Annotated in this window: 15 protein-coding genes; 12 read left to right on the forward strand and 3 right to left on the reverse strand. The window is 59.6% G+C overall.

The window, feature by feature from the left end; genetic code table 11:
- Positions 1-3: 3 nt before the first annotated feature.
- Together T18_RS20045 and T18_RS20050 are read left to right on the forward strand one after the other, a co-directional pair.
- Positions 4-843, forward strand: a complete 840-nt coding sequence (locus T18_RS20045) for an ABC transporter ATP-binding protein (RefSeq protein WP_051489722.1) — start codon at positions 4-6, stop codon at positions 841-843.
- Entirely contained in the window at positions 840-1685 is an 846-nt protein-coding gene (locus T18_RS20050) for an ATP-binding cassette domain-containing protein (RefSeq protein WP_004431943.1), read from the forward strand. Before T18_RS20045 ends, T18_RS20050 begins: the two co-directional genes overlap by 4 nt.
- A gap of 88 nt (positions 1686-1773) precedes the next feature.
- On the opposite strand, the gene T18_RS20055 is transcribed toward T18_RS20050, so the two are convergent.
- A complete protein-coding gene (locus T18_RS20055; RefSeq protein ID WP_004431944.1) occupies positions 1774-2448 on the reverse strand; it encodes a GntR family transcriptional regulator in 675 nt (224 codons plus the stop codon).
- Positions 2449-2731: 283 nt separating this feature from the next.
- Between T18_RS20055 and T18_RS20060 the strand changes: the two genes are divergently transcribed.
- Complete coding sequence (locus T18_RS20060) at positions 2732-3850, forward strand: mandelate racemase/muconate lactonizing enzyme family protein (RefSeq protein ID WP_038494681.1); 1119 nt, start codon at positions 2732-2734, stop codon at positions 3848-3850.
- A gap of 144 nt (positions 3851-3994) precedes the next feature.
- Here the strand turns inward: T18_RS20060 and T18_RS20065 are convergent, their stop codons facing one another.
- Entirely contained in the window at positions 3995-5017 is a 1023-nt protein-coding gene (locus tag T18_RS20065; protein WP_013762100.1) for an LLM class flavin-dependent oxidoreductase, read from the reverse strand.
- A gap of 134 nt (positions 5018-5151) precedes the next feature.
- A complete protein-coding gene (locus tag T18_RS20070) occupies positions 5152-6069 on the reverse strand; it encodes a LysR family transcriptional regulator (protein ID WP_075807801.1) in 918 nt (305 codons plus the stop codon).
- Positions 6070-6301: 232 nt separating this feature from the next.
- Here T18_RS20070 and T18_RS20075 point away from each other — a divergent pair, with 232 nt between their 5' ends.
- From T18_RS20075 to T18_RS20115, 9 genes are all read left to right on the forward strand, one after another.
- The gene (locus T18_RS20075) at positions 6302-7510 is read left to right on the forward strand and encodes an ABC transporter substrate-binding protein (protein WP_004431951.1); all 1209 of its coding nucleotides are present in this window, start codon (positions 6302-6304) and stop codon (positions 7508-7510) included.
- 14 nt (positions 7511-7524) lie between these two features.
- Positions 7525-8310, forward strand: a complete 786-nt coding sequence (locus T18_RS20080) for an ABC transporter ATP-binding protein (RefSeq protein WP_025595206.1) — start codon at positions 7525-7527, stop codon at positions 8308-8310.
- A gap of 1 nt (position 8311) precedes the next feature.
- Positions 8312-9013 (forward strand): ABC transporter ATP-binding protein, encoded by a 702-nt coding sequence (locus T18_RS20085; protein ID WP_004431956.1) that lies wholly within the window; start codon positions 8312-8314, stop codon positions 9011-9013.
- A 2-nt stretch (positions 9014-9015) separates the two neighbouring features.
- The gene (locus tag T18_RS20090) at positions 9016-9903 is read left to right on the forward strand and encodes a branched-chain amino acid ABC transporter permease (protein WP_004431959.1); all 888 of its coding nucleotides are present in this window, start codon (positions 9016-9018) and stop codon (positions 9901-9903) included.
- Position 9904: 1 nt separating this feature from the next.
- The gene (locus T18_RS20095) at positions 9905-10912 is read left to right on the forward strand and encodes a branched-chain amino acid ABC transporter permease (RefSeq protein ID WP_004431962.1); all 1008 of its coding nucleotides are present in this window, start codon (positions 9905-9907) and stop codon (positions 10910-10912) included.
- Positions 10913-10985: 73 nt separating this feature from the next.
- Positions 10986-12581, forward strand: a complete 1596-nt coding sequence (locus tag T18_RS20100) for a GMC family oxidoreductase (RefSeq protein WP_004431964.1) — start codon at positions 10986-10988, stop codon at positions 12579-12581.
- Positions 12582-12594: 13 nt separating this feature from the next.
- Positions 12595-13479 (forward strand): 3-hydroxyisobutyrate dehydrogenase, encoded by an 885-nt coding sequence (gene mmsB / locus T18_RS20105; RefSeq protein ID WP_038494689.1) that lies wholly within the window; start codon positions 12595-12597, stop codon positions 13477-13479.
- Positions 13476-15431: an acetoacetate--CoA ligase gene (locus tag T18_RS20110; RefSeq protein WP_038494692.1), complete on the forward strand. Its 1956-nt coding sequence runs from the start codon at positions 13476-13478 to the stop codon at positions 15429-15431. The genes mmsB and T18_RS20110 overlap by 4 nt, the downstream gene beginning before the upstream one ends.
- Positions 15432-15435: 4 nt before the next feature.
- A complete protein-coding gene (locus tag T18_RS20115; protein WP_025595201.1) occupies positions 15436-16221 on the forward strand; it encodes a 3-hydroxybutyrate dehydrogenase in 786 nt (261 codons plus the stop codon).
- The last annotated feature ends 99 nt before the right edge of the window (positions 16222-16320 follow it).

Genomic DNA, 16320 nt, shown 5'->3' on the forward strand with positions numbered 1-16320 from the left:
GCGATGAGCCTGCTGAAAATCAAGAACCTCACCGTCAAGTTCGCCACCGCCACCGGCGCGTTCACGGCCGTCAACGGCATCGACGTCTCCGTGGACAAGCATGAAGTGCTGGCTATCGTCGGCGAGTCCGGTTCCGGCAAGTCGGTATCCATGCTCGCCGTCATGGGGCTTTTGCCCGATACGGCGACGATCACCGCCGACGAGATGATCTTCGACGGTATAAACCTGCTGGCCATGTCGCCGCAGGAGCGCCGCAAGCTGATCGGCCGTGAGATCACCATGATCTTCCAGGAGCCGGTTGCCTCGCTCAACCCGTCCTTTACGGTCGGTTTCCAGATCGAGGAGGTGCTGCGCCTCAATCTCGGCATGAGCCGGTCTGCGGCGCGTGCACGTGCACTGGAGCTGTTCCGGTCCGTCGGCATTCCCGAGCCGGAGACCAAGCTCAATGCCTATCCGCACCAGATGTCCGGCGGTCAATGCCAGCGTGTGATGATCGCCATCGCCATCGCTTCCAAACCGCGTCTCTTGATCGCCGACGAGCCGACCACCGCGCTCGACGTGACGATCCAGAAACAGATCCTCGATCTGTTGATGGATCTGCAGGAAGAATACGGCATGGCGCTGATCCTCATCACCCATGACATGGGTGTCGTGGCCGAAACAGCAGACCGCGTGGTCGTGCAATATAAGGGCCGCAAGATGGAGGAAGCGGATGTGCTGAGCCTGTTTGAGGCCCCGCAACATCCCTATACCAAGGCATTGCTTTCCGCGCTGCCGGAACATGCGACCGGCGACCGCCTGCCCACGGTTTCCGACTTCTTCGGCAAGGAGGGCGTTCAATGAGCATCGTTGTCGAAGGCAAGGGCATTACCCGCCATTATCACGTTCCGGGCGGTCTGTTCGGCGGAGCAAAGACCGTGCAGGCGTTGAAAGGCATCGATTTTGCAGTCGAGCGCGGCAAGACGCTCGCCATCGTCGGCGAGTCCGGTTCCGGCAAATCGACGCTTGCGCGCATCATCGCGCTGATCGACCCGGCATCCGGTGGCGAGCTGAAGATCGACGGCCAGCCGGTCGATATCGCAAAGCGCCGTCCCGGCACGGACATGCGCTCCAAGGTGCAGATGGTGTTCCAGAACCCCTATGGCAGCCTCAATCCGCGCCAGAAGGTTGGCGACGTGCTGATGGAGCCGCTTGTCATCAACACCAAAATGCCGGCGTCCGAGCGTCGTGAGCGGGCTGAAGCCATGCTGGTGAAGGTTGGGCTGGGTCCCGAACACTTCAACCGATATCCGCACATGTTCTCCGGCGGCCAACGGCAGCGCATCGCGATTGCGCGGGCGCTGATGCTCAACCCCGCACTTCTGGTGCTGGACGAGCCGGTCTCGGCACTCGATCTTTCAGTGCAGGCGCAGGTGCTGAACCTGCTGAGAGACCTTCAGGAAGAGTTCGAGCTGACCTACGTCTTCGTCAGCCACGACCTTTCCGTCGTTCGCTATATCGCCGATGACGTCATGGTTATCTCGAAGGGTGTAGCCGTGGAGCAGGGCACGCGCGAGGAACTATTTGCCGATCCGAAGCACGCCTATACGCGCCAGCTTTTTGCCGCCACTCCGGTAACGGATGTAGACGCCATCCGCGCCCGCGTAGAGCGCCGCAAGGCGGCACGGCAGGCTGCGACGGCTTGAGATCGACGATTGACCGATGAATAAGTGGAACAGGCCGGATTTCCGGCCTGTTGTTTTTTCAGGACTTCAAAAGATTGCGGGGGTGCGCTCAGGCGCCGGCCTCTCTCAGCAGACGCACCTGCCGCAGCGTATTCTGCCGGCTACGCTCCAGATGGCGCCATAGGGCGTCGATAATCTGGGCCTTGCTGCGGGCGGCTATGGCGTCGGCAATATTCTGGTGTTCCTCGACAGAGCGGGCGTAGTCGCCAAGGATCGATACGAAAACCGTGTGGGTCTGGTCGAGAATGCGCCCATGCGTGCCGGAAATGACCGGAATGCGCGCGGCCGAAACAAGGGCCGTGTGGAAGCTGCGATCGTGAAACAGCGCTTTGGAGAGATCGTCCAGCGTCGCGCTCGTGGCAAATTCGCGGTGTTTCGCAAGGCTTTCCAAAAGCTGCGCATGCAAGGCTTCGTCCAGCTGCCCGGCATCGAAGGCCACTTCCACAGCGCCTTTTTCCAGCAGCATTCTGGCGGCGTAGAGTTCTTCCACATCCTCCACGGTAAAATCGCGTACTACCATGCCGCGCCTTGAGGAATTGACCACCAGCCCGTCTGCCTCGAGTTTCAGGCATGCTTCCTTGACCGGCGTGGGGCTGATGCCGAGATCGGCGGCAAGTTCGTTGGGCAACAGCCGTTCGCCGCCGCGCAATCTGCCGCTGACGATGCGCGCCCGCAGTTCCTGATGCGCTTGGTCGGCGAGAGTGACTTTGATCAGTGTGTTCATGGCAACACCATCGCCTAACCGCGAGTGACAGGCAATGACAGAATATAAAAAATAAAAAATTTTTTATTTTACAATGGTCGATTTTGCTTTAGCTGTATCCGTTATCGGAAGCTGGCTGCTGGAGGAGGGTGGCCGGGCAATCCCCTGAGGCTTCATCTCCTGCGGTCATTGATCGCGGGGCAGTGGCGACATTCCGCTGGTTGATCGGTGGAGCTTCGATCAGAACGGAACTTCCGTTTATTCCTCCCCAAAGGCTGCTCAAGCGTCGAGGAATTGACCGATCATGAAAATAACCGCTGTCGAACCTTTCATCCTGCATCTGCCGCTGACATCGGAATCCATTTCCGATTCCACCCACAGCATCACCCATTGGGGCGTCGTCGGCGCAAAAATTACGACGAGTGACGGCCTTGAGGGCTACGGCTTCACCGGCACCCATGCGCACCTGCCGTCCGACCGGTTGATCACATCCTGCATCAGCGATTGCTATGCGCCTCTGCTGATCGGCGAGGATGCATCCGAACATTCGCGGCTGTGGACAAAACTTGCCCGTTATCCGTCCCTGCAATGGGTCGGCCGCGCGGGCATTACCCATCTGGCGCTGGCCGCGGTCGATGTGGCGCTCTGGGATCTGAAGGCGAAGAAGGCGGGCGTGCCACTCTGGCAATACCTCGGCGGCGCGCGCACCACAGGGGTAGAAGCTTACAATACCGATATAGGCTGGCTTTCCTTCAATCTCGAAAATCTGCTGGCGGGCAGCGCCAGGGCAGTTGAAGAGGAAGGTTTTACCCGCCTGAAAATCAAGGTCGGGCACGATGATCCGAATATTGATATCGGACGCCTCGCGGCGGTGCGCAAGCGTCTCGGCTCCTCGATACGCATCGCTATCGATGGCAACGGCAAGTGGGATCTGCCGACATGCCAGCGCTTCTGCGCGGCGGCAAAGGATCTGGATATTTATTGGTTCGAAGAACCGCTCTGGTACGACGATGTGACCAGCCACGCGCGGCTGGCACGCAACACATCCATTCCCATCGCTCTCGGAGAGCAGCTTTATACGGTGGATGCGTTCCGGTCATTTATCGATGCGGGCGCGGTTGCCTATGTCCAGCCGGATGTAACCCGACTTGGCGGCATCACCGAATATATCCAGGTCGCTGACCTCGCGCTCGCCAATCGCCTGCCTGTCGTTCCGCATGCCGGTGAGATGAGCCAGGTGCATGTGCATCTGAGTTACTGGCATCCGGCATCGACCATCCTCGAATATATTCCGTGGATCAAGGACCATTTCGAAGAGCCGATCAATGTTCGCGATGGTGTTTACAAACGCCCGGAGCATCCCGGCGCCAGCACCACGCCTTTGGCCGAAAGCATCGCCCGCTACGGCAAAGCGGTGAAATGAAACAGAGGCGTTCAGCCCGGATTGCATCGGCCACGGGGCGTCGGCGCCGTCAAAGGAATCGTGCGCTATCGAAGACTTGATCGCACCGTCACCCAGAACCTAATCCGGGGTGACGGTGTGGGCATGATGCAGGTTTTGCCTGACTTAGCGCCAGCCGAGTGCAGGAGCCACCTGTTTGAGGATCGTCTCGATAACATGGGCGTTGTAGTCGACGCCCAGCTGGTTCGGCACGGTCAGCAACAGTGTGTCGGCCTCGGCGATGGCTTCGTCGGCTTTTAGCTGCTCGATCAGCGCTTCCGGTTCAGCGGCGTAGCTGCGCCCGAAGATCGCGCGCGTCTTGTCGTCGATGTAACCGATCTTGTCGTCACCCTCGCTGCCGTAACCGAAATAGGACCGGTCGCGATCGTTGACGAGAGCGAAGATGCTGCGGCTGACCGACACGCGTGGCTCGCGGGCGTGTCCAGCCTCTTTCCATGCGGCGCGGTAAGCACGGATCTGTTCGGCCTGCTGCACATGGAAGGGCTCGCCGGTCTCATCCGTTTTCAGGGTGGAGCTTTGAAGGTTCATGCCAAGCTTCGCCGCCCAAACCGCCGTCGCATTGGAGCTGGAACCCCACCAGATGCGCTCGCGCAACCCTTCGGAGTGCGGCTCCAGCCGCAGCAGGCCGGGCGGGTTGGGAAACATCGGCCGAGGGTTCGGCTCGGCGAAACCTTCGCCCTTCAGAAGCTCGAGGAAGACTTCGGTGTGCTGGCGCGCCATGTCCTCCTCGGTCTGGCCCTCGGCAGGGCGGTAGCCGAAATAGCGCCAGCCGTCGATCACCTGTTCGGGAGAACCGCGACTGATGCCGAGTTGCAGGCGTCCGCCGGCGATGAGATCGGCTGAACTCGCATCCTCCACCATGTAAAAGGGGTTCTCATAACGCATGTCGATGACGCCGGTGCCGATCTCGATACTTTTCGTTCTTGCGCCAACGGCGGCAAGCAGCGGAAAAGGTGATCCCAACTGGCGGGCGAAGTGGTGGACACGGAAATAAGCGCCGTCGGCGCCGAGTTCTTCCGCAGCAACGGCCAGGTCTATCGATTGCAGCAGGGTGTCTGCAGCAGAGCGGGTCTGCGACTGGGGCGAGGGCGTCCAGTGTCCGAAGGATAGAAATCCGATCTTTTTCATGATGACCTTCCAAATGTTTAGGATGCAGCTGACTTGAGCCGGCATCGTTGTTGTCAGTCATATAGGCTGCAGTGCGGATTCTCCAATCCGCCACGCGTAGACACGGTGTCGCCGAAATGTGAACGACGGTTGTTTCAGGCGATCGTCTTGCGGTCGAGGATGAAGAGATTTTGGTGGGCGCGCGCCGTCGTGAGAATGAAATCCATCAGCGAGCGCACGCGCGGCACATTGGCAAGGTCCTGATGGCTTGTCAGCCAGTAACCCCGCCGCAGTTCCACTTCACCTGCCAGCACCATCTGCAGGTCCGGAAAGCGTGCGGCGATGAAGTTGGGCAATATGCAAAGGCCACGTCCGCTCAGCGTTGCAGTCAACTGCGCAAAAATGCTTGATGACTGGAAGTTGGGTCGGAGGCCGGGCATCACGTCGCGCATGTAATCGAGGCTCGGCGAGAAGATCAGATCCTGCACGTAACCGATAAAGAAATGATCGGGCAAATCTTCGCGCCGCGTGATTTTCGGGTGGCTGGCAAGATAGGAACGCGATGCGTAGATATGCAGCGTGTAATCGACGATCTGTTCGTTGATGTAGGGGCCTGCTTTCGGCGGATCGAGTGTGACCGCCACATCCGCTTCTTTCTTCGACAATGCCATGATCTGCTGGATCGTAACCATCTCCACCATGATGTGCGGATGGGTGACGGCGAAGTCTTTCAGCCTTTCCACGAAGAAAAAGTTGGAAAAACCTTCAGGCGCACTGAGCCTGACCACGCCGCGCAGCAGGCTGCCGCTTTCGGAAATATCCGATTGCAATCTTTCCGCTTCCGCCTCGATGCGCTCGACGGTATCGACCAGGCGCCGCCCGACCGTCGTCAGTTCGTAACCACGTGGATTTCGCTCGAACAGCTTGGTTTTAAGCGAGAATTCCAGCCGGTCGATGTGGCGGGAGACGGTGGCGTGGCTGGTGCGCAGGCTACGCGCTGCCGATGAAAGTTGTCCGGTGCGGGCCACCGCCAGAAAATATTGCAGGTCGTCCCAGGTAAAAGGCGTGGCCAATTCGGTCTCCATTGCGAGGTCTGTTCAAAAATGAACAGTTCCTGTTCGCAATTTGATGATGCCCCGCTCTTGTGTCAACGGCCGAATTCGAGAAGTCTACATAGGGAGGCGCTGCTTTGAGGAGGGTGGCGCGACCGTTGTGATGCAACACCGTGGGACGATCGCCATGCGCCTTCGTTCACCGTTGCACAGACCTATCTGAGGCTCGCAATCATCTCTGGGAGGAGAAGTCATGCGCAAGAGTATCGTTTTATCCACGGCCATGGCACTGGCGGCAGGCACCGCCGCTTACGCTGCCGAGATTTCGGACGCCAAGGTCAAGATCGGCATCTTGAACGACCAGTCGGGCGTCTACGCCAATTTTGGCGGCAAATACTCTTATGAGGCCGCGAAGATGGCGGTCGAGGATTTTGGCGGCAAGGTGCTGGGCGCGCCGGTGGAAGTGGTAACGGCTGACCACCAGAACAAGGCGGATGTCGCCTCCAACATCGCCCGGCAGTGGTACGACACCGAACAGGTCGATTCGATCATGGAACTGACCTCTTCCTCGGTCGGCCTTGCCGTGCAGGCTCTCTCGAAGGACAAAAAGAAGATCACCATCAACACGGGCGCTGCGACCACGGAACTGACGGGCAAGCAGTGCAGCCCCTATGGTTTCCACTGGGCCTACGACACCTATTCGCTGGCAGTCGGCACCGGCGGTGCGCTGGTGAAACAGGGCGGCGACAGCTGGTTCTTTCTGACTGCGGATTACGCCTTCGGTTATTCGCTGGAAGAAAACACGTCCAACTTCGTCAAGGCCAATGGCGGCAAGGTGCTGGGTTCCGTGCGCCATCCGCTGGCCTCTACGGATTATTCCTCCTTCCTGTTGCAGGCGCAGTCATCAGGCGCGAAGGTCATCGGCCTTGCCAATGCCGGTCTCGACACCTCCAACGCCATCAAGCAGGCCGCTGAATTCGGTATCGTTGCGGGCGGGCAGCGGCTGGCGGCCCTTCTCTTTACGCTTGCCGAAGTGCACGGCCTCGGTCTCGAAGCGGCTCAGGGCCTGACGCTGACGGAAGGGTTCTATTGGGACCGCGACGATGAATCGCGCAAATTCGGCGAACGGTTCAAGGAACGCACCGGCGCCATGCCGAACATGGTCCACGCTGGTACCTATTCCGCCGTGCTGCATTACCTGAAGGCCATCGATAAGGCCGGCACCGACGATGCTGACGCCGTGGCAAAGGCCATGAAGGAAATGCCTGTCAACGACGTCTTCTCGAAGGATGGCCATGTGGCCGCCAATGGCCGCATGATCCACGACATGTATCTGATGGAAGTGAAGAAGCCGGATGAGAGCAAGCAGCCGTGGGACTACTACAAGGTGCTTGCCACGATCCCCGGCAAGGAAGCCTTCATGGACCCCGCAAAAAGCGGTTGCCCGCTGGTAACGCAGTAAAAAGGGGGAACTTCATGATGATCGCTCCCGCCCCTGCCGGTCAGGCGGAACCCCGCGTCGTGCTTTCGGCGCGCGGTCTCTCCAAGACCTTCGGCGCATTCGCGGCCGTGAAAAACGTCGATCTCGACGTCCATCATGCCCGCGTGCATGCACTTATTGGTCCGAACGGCGCCGGCAAAACCACGGTCTTCAACCTGTTGACCAAGTTTCTCCAGCCGACAGGCGGGGCGATCACCTTCATGGGAACGGATATAACAAAGACGCCGCCGGACAAGGTGGCGCGGCTCGGTCTCGTCAGGTCTTTCCAGATATCGGCGGTGTTTCCGCATCTGACGGTTCTTGAGAACGTTCGGGTGGCGTTGCAGCGGCCGAATAACCTTTCAACGCAATTCTGGCTGCCGCTCTCTTCACTCGACAGGCTCAATGCACGTGCCGAGGAGTTGATCGCAACGGTTGGCCTGACACGGGAAAAAAATGCACTTGCGGCCGATCTTTCCTACGGTCGCAAGCGCGTTCTTGAAATCGCCACGACGCTTGCGCTCGACCCGAAGGTATTGCTTCTCGATGAGCCGATGGCGGGCATGGGGGGCGAGGATGTCGCGCATGTCGCCGATCTCATCCGCGAAGTGGCCAAAACGCGCGCGGTGCTGATGGTCGAACACAATCTGAAGGTCGTGGCGGATATCTGCCATCAGGTCACGGTGCTGCAGCGGGGCGAAATTCTGGCGGAAGGCGATTACGCCACCGTATCCGCCGATCCGCGCGTGCGTACGGCCTATATGGGCACGGAGGAGGCGTGATATGGCGGCAATGCTCGAAGTCTCCAACCTGAAATCCTGGTACGGCGAAAGCCAGGCGCTGCACGGTGTCGATCTGACCGTCGGCGAAGGCGAAACCATCACCATTCTCGGGCGCAATGGGGTTGGCAAGACCACGACGCTGCGCACCATCATGGGCATCATCCGCAACCGCAAGGGCGTGATCAAGCTCGGCGGCAAGGATCTGATGCCGGTGCCGTTGCATCGCACGGCGAAATACGGCCTCGGTTTCGTGCCGGAAGAGCGCGGCATCTTCGCGACACTGAGCGTCGAGGAAAATCTGAAACTGCCGCCCGTCGTCGCATCCGGCGGCATGACGCTCGATGAAATCTACGAGCTGTTTCCCAATCTTTACGAACGCCGGGCGAGCCCCGGCACCAAGCTTTCCGGCGGCGAACAGCAGATGCTGGCCATGGCGCGCATCCTGCGCACAGGGGTCAAGGTTCTCCTGCTCGATGAGCCGACCGAAGGGCTTGCGCCTGTAATCGTGCAGCGCATCGGTGAGGTGCTGAAGACCTTGAAAAGTCGTGGCATGACAGTGGTTCTGGTCGAGCAGAATTTCCGCTTCGCCAGCCGCATCGCAGATCGTTTCTACCTGATGGATCATGGCCAGATGGTCAGCAATTTTCCGGTGGGCGAGCTTTCCGGCCGCATGGGCGAACTCAATAAAGTGCTGGGGGTTTAACGATGACCATGCTCTTCGGCGTTCCGCTTCAGGCCCTGCTCGGGCAATTGCTGATCGGCCTCATCAACGGGTCGTTTTATGCGCTCCTGTCGCTCGGCCTTGCCGTCATTTTCGGCCTCCTGCGCGTCATCAATTTCGCCCATGGCGCCCAATATATGCTTGGCGCTTTCGTCGCCTTTCTCGGCCTGCAATATTTCGGCATCAGCTTCTGGTGGGCACTGGTGGTGACGCCGCTTGTCGTTGCACTTTTCGGCGCGATCATCGAGCGCCTGCTACTGTCGCGGCTTTACGATCTCGATCCGCTGTATGGGCTGCTCTTCACCTTCGGCCTGGCGCTGGTGGTGGAAGGCACGTTCCGCTGGCTGTATGGTGCGGCGGGTCAACCTTATTCGGTTCCGCGCGAGCTTGCCGGCGGCACCAATCTCGGCTTCATGTTCCTGCCGAACTACCGCGCTTTCGTTGTCGTCATCTCGCTTGTCGCCTGCATCGCCACCTGGGCGTTGATCGAAAAAACGCGGCTCGGCTCCTATCTGCGGGCGGCGACGGAAAATCCGACACTGGTGCAGGCCTTCGGTATCAACGTGCCTGTGCTCCTGACGCTGACCTACGCGCTGGGTGCGGGCCTTGCCGGCTTCACCGGCGTGCTGGCCGCGCCGATCTATCAGGTCTCACCGCTGATGGGCACCAACCTCATCATCGTCGTCTTCGCCGTCGTCGTGGTCGGCGGCATGGGGTCGATCATGGGCGCCATCGTCACCGGCTACATGCTGGGTATCGCTGAAGGCCTGACCAAGGTGTTCTACCCGGAAGCGTCCAACATCGTCATCTTCGTCATCATGGCCTTTGTGCTGCTCATCCGCCCCGCCGGACTTTTCGGAAAGGACGCCTGATATGTCCAAAGCCACTCACAACCCGACAGCCGGCGCGATGCCGCAGGCCGAGGTTTCCGCAACCGCTGGAACCATCAAGACCGTGATGATACTGGCAGGATTGGCCGTGCTGATCGCTGCACCGATGTTCGTTTATCCGATCTTTCTGATGAAGCTGCTTTGCTTCGCGCTGTTTGCCTGCGCCTTCAATCTGCTGATCGGTTACACCGGGCTGCTTTCCTTCGGCCATGCGGCATTTTTCGGCGGCGCTGCCTATTTCACCGCCTATTCGGTGAAGGAATGGGGCGTCACGCCCGAGATCGGCCTCCTCATCGGCATGGCGGGTGCCGCCCTTCTTGGCCTCGTCATCGGCTTTTTCGCCATTCGCCGGCAGGGCATCTATTTCGCCATGATCACGCTTGCCTTGTCGCAGATGTTTTATTTTTTCTGCCTTCAAGCACCCTTCACCCATGGTGAGGACGGATTGCAGGGCGTACCGCGTGGACACCTCTTCGGCCTTCTCGATCTCAACGCGCCGCTGAACATTTACTACACGGTGCTGGCCGCCTTCGTGCTGGCACTTCTCGTCATCTGGCGTTTCGTCAACTCGCCCTTCGGCATGATCCTGAAATCCATCCGCGAAAACGAGCAGCGCGCCATTTCTCTTGGATACAGCGTGCAGCGTTACAAGCTTGGTGCTTTCGTCATGTCGGCGGCGCTTGCCGGTCTTGCGGGCGGCCTGAAGGCGCTGGTGTTCCAGTTCGCAACCTTGACCGATGTGGCCTGGCAGATGTCGGGCGAGGTTATCCTGATGACCCTGCTCGGCGGCATTGGCACCATGATCGGCCCGATCTTCGGTGCGGGGCTTGTCGTCGCGCTGCAGAACTATCTCGCGACATCCGATTTCCCCGTCACCATCATCACCGGCCTCGTTTTCATGGCCTGCGTTCTGGTGTTCCGGCGCGGTCTGATCGGTGAATTTTACGCTTCGCGGCTCGGGCGAAAACTGGGTTTTCAGCACCGGGGATAAGAATTTTTTGAAACAGGGGGAAGGCTCCTCCGCGTCCGGGGCGACGCGGCAAGGGCGCCCCATGGAGAATAGCATGGCGGAATTTGACTATATCGTCATCGGAGCGGGAAGTGCGGGATGCGTTCTCGCCAACCGCCTCTCGAAAGACCCGAACAATCGCGTCCTGCTGCTGGAAGCGGGTGGCAACGATAATTATCATTGGATCCATATTCCGGTCGGTTATCTCTATTGCATCAACAATCCGCGCACCGACTGGTGTTTCAAGACGGCGGAAGAACCTGGGCTTAACGGAAGGTCGTTGATCTATCCTCGCGGCAAGGTTCTCGGCGGCTGCTCCTCCATCAACGGCATGATCTATATGCGCGGTCAGGCCCGCGACTACGATGTCTGGCGTCAACTCGGCTGCGAGGGTTGGGGATGGGATGATATCCTGCCCTATTTCCTGAAGTCGGAGGATTTTTATCGCGGCAAGGGCGACATGCATTCCACCGGCGGCGAATGGCGGGTGGAGAAGGCGCGCGTGCGCTGGGATGTGCTTGATGCCTTTCAGCAGGCGGCGGGTGAGGCCGGCATTCCTGCGACCGAAGATTTCAACCGTGGCGACAATGAAGGCGCCGGTTATTTCGATGTGAACCAGCGGTCGGGCTGGCGCTGGAACACGGCCAAGGCCTTTTTGAAACCGGCGCTTGGCCGCCGGAATTTGACAGTCATGACCAAGGCCCATGTCAAGCGTCTCATCGTCGAAGAGGGCCTGGTCACAGGCGTCGAGTTTCACCACGACGGCGTCTTGAAAAAGATGCGTGCACGGCGCGAAACGGTGCTTTCGGCAGGTGCAGTCGGTTCACCACACATTCTGGAGCTTTCCGGCGTTGGCCGCGGCGACGTGTTGCAGGCCGCCGGTATCGACACAGTGACGGAAGTTCAAGGTGTGGGGGAGAACCTGCAGGATCATCTGCAATTGCGCATGGTCTATAAGGTTTCAGGCGTCCTGACGCTGAATGAGAGGGCCTCCACGCTGTTCGGAAAGGCAAGGATCGGCCTCGAATATGCTTTGACCCGCTCCGGGCCGATGTCGATGGCGCCGAGCCAGCTTGGTGTCTTCACCCGTTCCTCTCCGGAAAAGGAGACGGCGGATCTGGAATATCATGTCCAGCCGGTGTCACTCGACAAGTTTGGTGATCCGGTTCACACTTTTCCGGCCATTACGGCAAGTGTCTGCAATCTGCGGCCCGAAAGCCGAGGCTCAGTGCATGTGAAAGGACCGGATTTCGCCATGCAGCCGGAAATCCGACCGAATTATCTGTCGACGGAAGGCGACCGCCGGGTAGCCATCGATTCCATGCGGCTGACGCGCCGCATCGTCAACCAGCCCGCCTTTTCGCGGTTCAAACCGCAGGAATACCGGCCCGGCCCCACTTTTGAGAATGACGACGATCTGGCCCGCGCTGCGGGCGATATCGGCACGACCATATTCCACCCCGTCGGCACCCTGCGCATGGGCTCCGATGCCGAAAGTGTTGTCGATACGCGGCTGAAATTCCGCAAGCTTGCAGGGCTGCGTGTGGCGGACGCCTCCATCATGCCGAGGATCACGTCCGGAAATACCAATTCGCCAACGATCATGATTGCCGAAAAGGCTGCCGACATGATCCTTGCGGATAATCGCTAAGAGGAGCGTTCCCATGAAGACCGTCGCTTTTATCGGACTTGGCCATATGGGCCTGCCGATGGCCGCCAATCTCGTCAAGGCCGGTTATGCCGTCAGGGGTTTCGACCTTTCCGAGGCATGCCGCGCGGCGGCGAGGGAGGCCGGAATTCCCGTCGCTTTTGATTCTGCAGAAGCCATTGATGCGGCAGAAGTGATCGTAACCATGCTGCCGAAGGGGGAACATGTTGTTTCGGTATATGGCGATCTGGTGCAGAAAATAGCTGCCGGAACGCTTCTCATCGATTGCTCGACGGTGGATATGGACAGCGCCCTGAAGGCACACGAGCTTGCCGCTTCCGCCGGTTGCCCCTCCGTCGACGCGCCTGTATCTGGCGGTACGGGCGGTGCCAGTGCCGGCACCTTGACCTTCATGTGTGGCGGAGAGGCTGAGGCTTTCTCGGCGGCCAAGCCGGTGCTGGAAGCCATGGGCAAGAAGATCGTCCATTGCGGCAAGGGCGGCAACGGCCAGGCGGCCAAGATCTGTAACAACATGATCCTCGGCATTTCCATGATTGCGGTTTCCGAGGCCTTCGTGCTGGGCGAAAAACTCGGCCTTTCGCATCAGGCGCTGTTCGATGTCGCCTCCACCTCATCGGGTCAATGCTGGTCGCTCACCACCTATTGCCCGGTGCCGGGACCAGTGCCGACATCACCGGCGAACAATGATTATCAACCGGGTTTCGCTGCGGCGCTGATGCTGAAGGATTTGCTACTCTCGCAGGCGGCCGCGAGTGGAGCCGGCGTTGCCACTCCACTCGGCGCCGCAGCATCGACGCTTTATGAGAACTTCGTGGGTGAGGGCGGTGGCGCGCGTGATTTTTCCGCAATCGTCGAAATGCTACGCGGAGGCGAGGCATGATGGACGCCACGCCGTCGGATATTCTGTGGGTACCGCCAATGGAAAGGCTGGAGCACTCGGCGCTTTTTGCCTTTGCCACAAGGACCTCATCGCTGCATGGGCTTTCGGCTGATGATTATTCCGGCCTGCTGCGCTGGTCCATTGAGGCACCGGATGCCTTTTACAATGCCCTGTGGGACGAGCTGGGGATCATCGGCACGCGCGGCGAAAGGGCCTTCAAGCCTGGCGCGACCATGCGGGAAGCCGAGTTTTATCCCAGCGCGAGGCTCAATTATGCCGAAAACCTGCTGCGCGATGCCGATAAACGGTTGGCGATCATCGCCCATCGAGATGATGGCACGCGGCGTGAAATCAGCCGCAGGCAGCTTTATGCGGATGTCTCCCTCATGGTGCAGGCGCTTGTCCACGCAGGCGTGAAGGAAGGCGATCGTATCGGCGCTATCGTCACCCACGATATCGAGGCGATCGTCGGTTATCTGGCAACGAGCGCCATCGGAGCCATCTGGTCGTCCTGTTCACCGGATTTCGGCCCGGCGGGAGCGTCCGACCGGCTCTCGCAGATCGATCCGAAAATCCTCATCGCCGTGCCGGAATACGGTTATGCCGGCAAGCGGATCGATGTCGGACCGACCATCCGCGCGGTGGTGGAAAGCGCTGCACCTCAAAAGATAGTGCTGATTGGTGACGTTGTTCCCGCCAGCCTTTCCGATCTCGGCTGCGTGACGTTGAATGATTTCGTTTCGCCCTTTGAGCCGGGTGAAATCGCGTTCAACCGGCTGCCGGTCAAGGCGCCGCTGGCGATCCTTTATTCCTCCGGCACCACCGGCAAGCCGAAATGCATCACCCATTCCGGCGGTGGCCTGCTTCTTCAGCATATGAAGGAGCAGAAGCTGCAATGCGATATCAGGCAAGGCGAACGTTTCTTCTATTTCACCACCTGCGGCTGGATGATGTGGAACTGGCAGGTGTCCGGCCTGGCGCTTGGCGCCACCCTCGTCACCTATGATGGCAATCCGGGTTATCCGTCGCCCGCGCGGCTGATCGATCTCATTGACGCCGAACGGATCGCGACCTTCGGAACATCGGCCAAATTTATCGACGCATGCCTGAAGGCAGGGTTGAAACCGCGCGAAACCCATGACCTTTCATCCCTTCGGACAATCCTTTCCACCGGCTCGCCGCTCATCCCGCAATCCTTCGATTATATCTATCGCGACTGGAAGGCCGATCTGCATCTCGCCTCCATTTCCGGCGGCACGGATATATGCGCCTGTTTCCTTGGCGGCAATCCGCTGCAACCTGTTCACCGTGGGGAGCTGCAGGGCGCGATGCTCGGTATGGATGTCGATACCCTGGACGACGAAGGCCATCCCGTTCGCGGCGTGGCTGGTGAGCTCGTCTGCCGCAATGCCCATCTTTCCATGCCGGTCAAATTCTGGGGCGATGAGGACGGTTCTCGTTATCAGGCTGCCTATTTCGATCGCTTCCCGGGCATCTGGGCGCATGGGGATTTTGCCGAAATGCGTGCCACCGGCGGATATGTCATCCACGGGCGCTCGGATACGACGCTCAATCCCGGTGGGGTTCGCATCGGTACGGCGGAAATCTACCGTCAGGTGGAAGCAGTGCCGGAGGTCGAGGAAGCGATTGCCGTGGGTCAGGACATTGACGGTGACCAGCGGGTTATCCTCTTCGTGCGCCTTAAAGAGGGTGCAGCGCTGACGGAGGACCTCGAAAAGACCATCCGTACCCGCATCCGCTCGGGTGCTACGCCACGGCATGTTCCGGCAAGGATCATTGCCGTCACGGCCATTCCCCGTACGCGCTCGGGCAAGATTTCCGAAATCGCAGTTCGCGACACCATTCATGGCAGGCCGGTGAAAAACACCGACGCGCTCGCCAATCCCGAAGCGCTCGAGCTTTTCCGCAACCTGCCGCAACTGAAGGATTAGGATGATGGAGGATCAACCGAAAACCGTTCTGGTCACCGGCTCCACCAGCGGCATTGGCCTTGCCATCGCCAAACGTTTTGCCGAGGCGGGATTTCTCGTCGCCGTCCACGGCATAGAAACCGTGGAGGCGGCGACGCAGGCACTGGAGGCGGTTGCGAAGGTGGCGCGGCACCGGCCGGTCTATTTTTCTGCCAACCTCGCCAATTATGACGAGAGTGCACATCTGCCGGAAACCGTCATTGCCGAATTCGGTCACATTGACGTGCTCGTCAACAATGCCGGTATTCAGAAGGTCGCGCCGATCGACGAATTCGATTTCGCCGATTTCTCCCATATTGTCGCGATCTCCCTCGACAGCGCTTTTCATACGATCCGTGCAGCCCTGCCGGGCATGAAGGAAAGGGGTTGGGGGCGCATCGTCAATATTGCTTCCGCGCACGGGTTGCGCGCCTCACCCTTCAAGGGTCCCTATGTGGCGACGAAACATGCCGTGGTGGGCCTGACGAAAAGCGTGGCGCTGGAAGTGGCCGAACTTGGCATTACCTGCAACGCCATCTGCCCCGGTTACGTCTGGACGCCACTCGTCGCGGCGCAGGTTGCCGATCAGGCGCGCCTGCATGGCATGGGCGAGGATGAGGTGGTGAAGAAGGTGATGCTTGCGCCGCAGCCGACGCGACGTTTCGTGCAGCCGGAGGAAGTGGCGGAGATGGCGCTTTACCTCACCGGCGATATGGCGCGCTCCATCACCGGCACCACCATTTCCATCGATGGCGGCTGGACCGCTAAATAATTTTCGCGCATCCGGCTCAAGCGAACCATCTGCCGTCCTTCCGGTATTGTGAGGCGATTTCAATACTGTATAGTTTTGCGTGCGGCGGGGTCAGCGCCG

Origin of the sequence: Rhizobium sp. TBD182, assembly GCF_001950375.1 — a bacterium.
In the GTDB taxonomy this organism is placed as follows: Bacteria; Pseudomonadota; Alphaproteobacteria; order Rhizobiales; family Rhizobiaceae; genus Agrobacterium; species Agrobacterium tumefaciens.

What these genes read in the sequence shown, in the direction of transcription:
- T18_RS20060 (WP_038494681.1), top strand. Translation starts at nt 2,732, where the DNA reads ATGAAAATAACCGCTGTCGAACCTTTCATCCTGCATCTGCCGCTGACA.
- T18_RS20050 (WP_004431943.1), top strand. Translation starts at nt 840, where the DNA reads ATGAGCATCGTTGTCGAAGGCAAGGGCATTACCCGCCATTATCACGTT.
- T18_RS20055 (WP_004431944.1), bottom strand. Translation starts at nt 2,448, where the DNA reads ATGAACACACTGATCAAAGTCACTCTCGCCGACCAAGCGCATCAGGAA.
- T18_RS20080 (WP_025595206.1), top strand. Translation starts at nt 7,525, where the DNA reads ATGATGATCGCTCCCGCCCCTGCCGGTCAGGCGGAACCCCGCGTCGTG.
- mmsB (WP_038494689.1), top strand. Translation starts at nt 12,595, where the DNA reads ATGAAGACCGTCGCTTTTATCGGACTTGGCCATATGGGCCTGCCGATG.
- T18_RS20085 (WP_004431956.1), top strand. Translation starts at nt 8,312, where the DNA reads ATGGCGGCAATGCTCGAAGTCTCCAACCTGAAATCCTGGTACGGCGAA.
- T18_RS20115 (WP_025595201.1), top strand. Translation starts at nt 15,436, where the DNA reads ATGGAGGATCAACCGAAAACCGTTCTGGTCACCGGCTCCACCAGCGGC.
- T18_RS20100 (WP_004431964.1), top strand. Translation starts at nt 10,986, where the DNA reads ATGGCGGAATTTGACTATATCGTCATCGGAGCGGGAAGTGCGGGATGC.
- T18_RS20075 (WP_004431951.1), top strand. Translation starts at nt 6,302, where the DNA reads ATGCGCAAGAGTATCGTTTTATCCACGGCCATGGCACTGGCGGCAGGC.
- T18_RS20110 (WP_038494692.1), top strand. Translation starts at nt 13,476, where the DNA reads ATGATGGACGCCACGCCGTCGGATATTCTGTGGGTACCGCCAATGGAA.
- T18_RS20090 (WP_004431959.1), top strand. Translation starts at nt 9,016, where the DNA reads ATGACCATGCTCTTCGGCGTTCCGCTTCAGGCCCTGCTCGGGCAATTG.
- T18_RS20045 (WP_051489722.1), top strand. Translation starts at nt 4, where the DNA reads ATGAGCCTGCTGAAAATCAAGAACCTCACCGTCAAGTTCGCCACCGCC.
- T18_RS20095 (WP_004431962.1), top strand. Translation starts at nt 9,905, where the DNA reads ATGTCCAAAGCCACTCACAACCCGACAGCCGGCGCGATGCCGCAGGCC.
- T18_RS20065 (WP_013762100.1), bottom strand. Translation starts at nt 5,017, where the DNA reads ATGAAAAAGATCGGATTTCTATCCTTCGGACACTGGACGCCCTCGCCC.